Below are 4,702 nucleotides of genomic sequence, written 5' to 3'. Positions count from 1 at the left end.
TTGGTACACTATGGAATCATCCCAGAGTTCATCGGACGTATCCCCGTAGTCGCTCAACTGCGCGAACTCACCAAAGATCAAATGGTTCAAATCCTCCAAGAACCCGACAACGCCCTCATCAAACAGTTCCAAGCGCTGTTTGATATGGATGGTATCGAGCTTAACTTCGAGGCAAAAGCCCTCGATGCGGTGGCTCAAAAAGCGATAGACAGAGGTGTAGGCGCACGCGGACTTCGCAGTATCATCGAAGAAGCGATGTTACCGTTACAGTTTAGCTGCCCATCGAAAAAGAACCTGCAAAGTCTCACGATTACCGAAGCGGTGATCGAAGATGCTACGAATGAACCAATCTATGTTTATAAGACTACGGAAGATCACGCGGAAGCATAATTTTATATCACCGTTCGCCCTGAGCATGTCGAAGGGTGATCGTTCATAGTTTCTCTCGCTCCCACTCTCCCGAGTGGGAGCGTATAGCTATCGTTCAATTGCCCATAAACTCAATTAAAGTCCGACGGCTTCAAAAGCTCTATTTTTGCTTTTAAAATCGGCAATTCCTGCGTCGTTAAATCCCACACGATTCGCGGATCGACTCCGAAATATTCATGAACGATAAAATTGCGAAAATCCTTTACTAATCGCCACTCATAATCGGGAAAACGCTTTTCTAGCAGATCGATAATCGCATTGATTGCTTCGCCGATTACGATATATTCCCGTAACGTCGCACTGTAGGTTTTTCGATCATTCAAAAATCCCTCGAAATCAAGCCCGCCCACATAACTCTCTATCGCTTCAATCGATTCGATCATATCGCTGACATAGAGATAATAATCGCGTTTAGACATAAATGATCTCTTTACTCACGAACTCTTTGGCAATCGGCTTCAAAGTGCTTTCGATTCCAAGATCAATTTTAGGGTAGAGATTAGTTTCCAAATAGTGTTTCAAGCCGAAAAAACTTCTGAATTTGTTAGGGGCTTCGATCTCAACGGCAATATCAACATCGCTCTCTTCATTGGCTTCGTCTCGTGCGTAACTCCCGAATAAACCGATTTGAGTGACACCGAAACGCTCGTGCAATGTCTCTTTATGCTCTGAAAGAAAAGCGAGAATATTCAATTTCGAGATCATAGTTCACTCCTTTAAAATTATAGCCCGATTTTGCATAGTAGCATCAACCATTATTTTTATGTATTATACTACTGATGATTTGAAAAAGAGAGAATAACTGCCTAACGCGCCAACGCATACGACATAAGCTTTTCAAAAAAGAGATCGATAAAGTCACCTTAACCGATCAGCAGTTTGCCAAGACAGATAATATACACTCTCAAGCTAGTGCTTGAGAGCTCGCAAAATTTCTTCTCTTGAATCGCTTATCAATGATTTTATTTTAGGATCATCACTCACAACCTTATCAAGCATTTTTAACCCTTCAGAGGACCTGCCACTGTGAGACAACAATATCGCTAGATTATTCAACGCAAATGGATGGGTGGGATTCAGCGTTAAAAGTTTGCGATAATTTTCCTCTGCCTCAATCAGGTGTGACGCGTTATACGAGCTATTGGCTAAGGCAAAAAGAATGTCCGTATTATCGGGCCATCGTTTCAGTGCACTTTTATAGGTAACTATGGCTTCATCACTATTACCTGATTTCTCAAACGCGTACACAGCGCGCAGAAGTGTTTTTACACTAACCGATGCCGGAATCTCGCCCGGCGGAAGAAGAATAATTCCCCAGTTCCCACTTCGTTTCCACAGCGCGGCGAAGGTTGCAATAGAGAGTGCTTCGTTCGGTTGATCTGAAAAATGAGCGTGTATGCTCCGTTTTTGTTCATCGTATCCGATCACAGGAACATAATGCCAAAGCGGATGCCATGATAAACTGCGATTCACCAGTACAATTATGGGATGATTGGCTTCAAGTTCACCAAAAAGTGCATCATAGGTCGGCTCCAACGGATAAGCGATCAGACCATTAGATCGTGCAGCAGTAACCATTTCTATCTGTAGTGTCCCCCGCTTTGCCGGAATCAGTGTGCGAGCATCTATCTCTTGAGTAGAGAGTTTTGGAGAAAAACTTTTTTGTAATTGCCAATACGAAGCAATCATCTCTATGGCTGTTGAACCGCACAGTTCTGAACGAGGAGGGATAAAAGGGACGTTAATGGTTGAAGAAGTGTAATGTTGTTCGCTAGGAAACGGATCTTTAGGAGTACAACCCGTCACCATAAAGATGGCGAGGATTGCATAAAATAAGATACGGCAGTAGTTTACCATTTGGTTAACGTACTGAGCGTGTAAATCCAAATATTTTTGTGAATCCGAGGATATCGGTGATCAACAAAACTACAAAAACAAAAACAACGGCACCTACAAGACCTCCGAAATCACCACCAGCTGGTAATGTATCGATTTCAGAAGAGATGGTTGCTATCTCTTCATCACTCATAAGGGCAATTCTTTGCTCAACCATAATAGGATCAACTCCCATCGTTTCAAATGTTTTAGCAACATCCTCACGCGTAACAAACTGACTCACTTTTTCATGTGATGAAACCGATACCGGTTGCTCTAGTACTGCCTCTGTTGAAGCCATTTGAGCCCATGAAACTTGGGCAAACAGGGTAACACTCAATACGAACGATAAAATCACTTTTGACATAGACATGTGTTTTCCTTTAATTTGTTTTCATTTGGTATTTTACTACCCGAATGTTAACATTAGATTGATTATCTAGAAAATAACAATCCGATTCCTAGACGATTTTGTCGATGATTATAGTCCATTAAACTGGCACCATAACCACTAAAACCTTTTAGGTACCAAAAATTATTTTTAGAGTTATTGATTGGATATGACCATTCACCTTCTATTGAGCCTCGGTTGTTGCTATTAAAATAGAGATTATCACGCAACATTAATTCAAATTGATGCTGACCATATAGATATTTAACCTTCAAATGACCATATCCGAGATAAGAAGTGATATCTTTATTCTCACGACCGGCGTGAATATACCATCCTCTTAATTGGATCAATAAATCATTGTATTGAAAATCCAAATCCGTATATACTTGATTCAGCTCCCGCGACAATGGTTCTCCAAGCCCGTTGGATTCATGTAAAAATCCGATACTGATATCTTTCAAACCACTTTGCAAGTCAAGCTCACGCGTAGTGGGAATGGTTATCCAAAATTCAGGTCTATAATTTGTTTCCCTAAAAGGGGCAGAATTTGCATACAACTGCCACCATACTTCTTGCGTGTATCCCAAAGAAAGAGTTTCATTCAAACCTAGTAAATCATAGGTAAATGTTTTTTTAAAACTTATCTGAAATTCTGTTTCGATATTTCTATCAAAAACATGATATCCAGGGTATTGAACACTGTTACGTTTCTTGTAATTTTCTGTTGTATACGAAAAGGGTATTAAAAATGTTTTATTATGAGGAAGTATTCCAAAATTACTAAACATTGTAGATACCAACAATTGACGTTCCTCAGAATTACTTGGCATATTCAAATGTTCAAGTCTAAATTTCTGCATTTCTTTATCGGTGACAGGATCGATATGATAAACCTGCTTGTCGGCACGCATAGAAGTATTATCTTCTATGGCTATCAATGCACTGTTTAGGAATAGCAACCATAGCAGTTGTTTCATGAGTATCCTTGCTATCGCTTTTATTTAAAACAGATTATTCTTTATTAAGATCGAGTTTCAAGTCAGGATATTTTTCCTTAAATAAACGCTCGCTTTCACCCATAATCGTTGTCCCCTCAGCGGTATCTTTATTACCCTGCTCTATCTTTTGACGACCGAGAGTCATATCTTGATCTCCGCTTTTGATCAGTTTTTCACCATTTATGATGAGTTCTTCACCTGAAGTTTTCAGTTTTGATCCGCGATCCCACTCTTTAGCTATCGCTTTTTGATCGAGTCCTATCTCTTTTTCATCAGTTGCATGCATCCGCATGAAATCAGCAGTTGTAGGTGATTTTGCGGTACAACCGCTCAGTGCTATCATCGTAATAGCGGTTAATGTTACTAGTTTAAAATTTTTCATTGAAAATCCTTTTGTGTTACTCTAACTTTTAATTTTTGAAGCAGTCTCATTAAGTGCTATTTTTACCGAATCCCATGCTAACTCCACATTGGTTTTCATCGATTCGTACATCTCATCGGTCGCTTTGATCAAATCGGAGAGCTTTGTTTTTCCCTCATTGATTTTCTTTTCTAACGCATCAATATGTTTATTCATCTCGATCTGTGCATCGGCACTTGCCATGGAGGCTTTGGCTTTGAGTTTAACGATATCTGATTTCCAGATCGCAATTTCTGCCTCTTTTTTTTGTTGATAAAGTTCTTTATAATTCATACTATTTTCCTTAGTTTGCTCCTCAGAGCACGCGCCGTCCTTGGATCACACGGATCAGAACGACGATAATCGCCAACATCAATAACAGGTGGATAAATCCACCCAATGTATAACTGCTGACCAGTCCTAATGCCCATAAAACCAATAGAATTACCGCTATTGTCCACAGCATATTTGACTCCTTTAACGTATTATTCAATAGTCATTTTATTGATGACATTCGTAACACCCTCAACATCTTCGGCAAGTTTACTCACCAAGTCGCGTTCAGCATCATTTTTAGCTTTACCACTTAGTGTTACCACTGCATTG

The 4,702-nt window shown here is 39.9% G+C and carries 9 protein-coding genes and 1 pseudogene; 1 reads left to right on the top strand and 9 read right to left on the bottom strand.

Annotated elements, in window-relative coordinates:
• Positions 1-390 (top strand): annotated as a pseudogene (gene clpX, locus PHR02_RS13040) (ATP-dependent Clp protease ATP-binding subunit ClpX); the annotation flags it as partial.
• Positions 391-500: 110 nt separating this feature from the next.
• Here the strand turns inward: clpX and PHR02_RS13035 are convergent.
• The 9 genes from PHR02_RS13035 to PHR02_RS13620 all read right to left on the bottom strand — a co-directional run bounded on the left by PHR02_RS13035 (position 501) and on the right by PHR02_RS13620 (position 4,695).
• Complete coding sequence (locus PHR02_RS13035) at positions 501-848, bottom strand: DUF86 domain-containing protein (RefSeq protein WP_299992674.1); 348 nt, start codon at positions 846-848, stop codon at positions 501-503.
• Positions 841-1,134 (bottom strand): nucleotidyltransferase family protein, encoded by a 294-nt coding sequence (locus PHR02_RS13030; protein WP_299992672.1) that lies wholly within the window; start codon positions 1,132-1,134, stop codon positions 841-843. The genes PHR02_RS13035 and PHR02_RS13030 overlap by 8 nt, the downstream gene beginning before the upstream one ends.
• A gap of 204 nt (positions 1,135-1,338) precedes the next feature.
• The gene (locus tag PHR02_RS13025; protein ID WP_299992670.1) at positions 1,339-2,316 is read right to left on the bottom strand and encodes a PA2778 family cysteine peptidase; all 978 of its coding nucleotides are present in this window, start codon (positions 2,314-2,316) and stop codon (positions 1,339-1,341) included.
• Entirely contained in the window at positions 2,291-2,677 is a 387-nt protein-coding gene (locus PHR02_RS13020) for a PA2779 family protein (protein ID WP_299992669.1), read from the bottom strand. Before PHR02_RS13020 ends, PHR02_RS13025 begins: the two co-directional genes overlap by 26 nt.
• 62 nt (positions 2,678-2,739) lie before the next feature.
• A complete protein-coding gene (locus PHR02_RS13015) occupies positions 2,740-3,675 on the bottom strand; it encodes a phospholipase A (RefSeq protein WP_299992667.1) in 936 nt (311 codons plus the stop codon).
• 34 nt (positions 3,676-3,709) lie between these two features.
• A complete protein-coding gene (locus PHR02_RS13010) occupies positions 3,710-4,078 on the bottom strand; it encodes a hypothetical protein (RefSeq protein WP_299992665.1) in 369 nt (122 codons plus the stop codon).
• A 21-nt stretch (positions 4,079-4,099) separates the two neighbouring features.
• Positions 4,100-4,390, bottom strand: coding sequence for a hypothetical protein (locus PHR02_RS13005; RefSeq protein ID WP_299992664.1), 291 nt, complete (start codon positions 4,388-4,390; stop codon positions 4,100-4,102).
• A gap of 22 nt (positions 4,391-4,412) precedes the next feature.
• Complete coding sequence (locus PHR02_RS13000) at positions 4,413-4,562, bottom strand: lmo0937 family membrane protein (RefSeq protein WP_299992663.1); 150 nt, start codon at positions 4,560-4,562, stop codon at positions 4,413-4,415.
• 19 nt (positions 4,563-4,581) lie between these two features.
• Positions 4,582-4,695: a BON domain-containing protein gene (locus PHR02_RS13620; RefSeq protein ID WP_366141208.1), complete on the bottom strand. Its 114-nt coding sequence runs from the start codon at positions 4,693-4,695 to the stop codon at positions 4,582-4,584.
• Positions 4,696-4,702: the final 7 nt, after the last annotated feature.

This window comes from Sulfuricurvum sp., from assembly GCF_028688295.1.
In the GTDB taxonomy this organism is placed as follows: Bacteria; Campylobacterota; Campylobacteria; order Campylobacterales; family Sulfurimonadaceae; genus Sulfuricurvum.
Note: the sequence above shows the minus strand (reverse complement) of the source record. Positions and strands in the feature narration are given on the sequence as shown.